This is a genomic window from Bacillus sp. P4_D3 (assembly GCF_056401855.1).
Window position 1 is genome coordinate 1 of the sequence record NZ_JBFUIN010001185.1, and the last position, 711, is coordinate 711.

General features: G+C 40.6%; 1 protein-coding gene. It reads left to right on the plus strand.

Annotation, left to right across the window (positions count from 1 at the left end; all coding sequences use genetic code 11):
* Nucleotides 1–255: 255 nt before the first annotated feature.
* Nucleotides 256–711 (plus strand): dihydroxy-acid dehydratase domain-containing protein (locus tag AC1DTM_RS30130; RefSeq protein WP_477001668.1); only part of this gene is annotated, 456 nt, incomplete at its 3' end.

Here is a 711-nt window from a genome sequence, read left to right on the forward strand (position 1 = left end):
ACCTCGGAGCATCGCTTGCGAAAGGGAAACTGAGTAGAGGGCGGCGGCATCGTCTCCGGTAAAAGGACGGGGGTCTGGTTGGACCTACAAAGCTTATATTTCGTGAGAAGTGTAAGGAAGCTGAGTGGTAACGCGAAACTCTCGCCTCAGCAATCAAAGCTACTATTAAGTAGTAGTTGATTGCTGAGGTGAGAGTTTTTATTTTAAAAAATAGATTAAGTAAGAGAAAAAATGTGTAAGAAGGGATTTGACAAGATGAGAAGTGACATGATTAAAAAAGGTTTTGATAAAGCTCCGCATCGTAGTTTATTAAAAGCAACTGGTTTGAAAGATGAGGATTTTGATAAACCGTTTATTGCGATTTGTAATTCTTTTATTGAAATTATTCCAGGGCATAAGCACTTGAACGAGTTTGGGAAACTTGTTAAAGAAGCAGTACGTGCAGCAGGCATGGTTCCATTTGAATTTAATACAATTGGAGTAGATGACGGTATTGCGATGGGTCATATCGGTATGCGTTATTCGCTTCCGAGTCGTGAAATCATTGCAGATTCAGTAGAAACAGTTGTAAATGCACACTGGTTTGATGGAATGATTTGTATTCCAAACTGTGACAAAATTACACCAGGTATGATGATGGCTGCACTTCGAATAAACATTCCAACTGTTTTCGTTTCAGGTGGTCCGATGGCAGCGGGGAAAACATCCCCG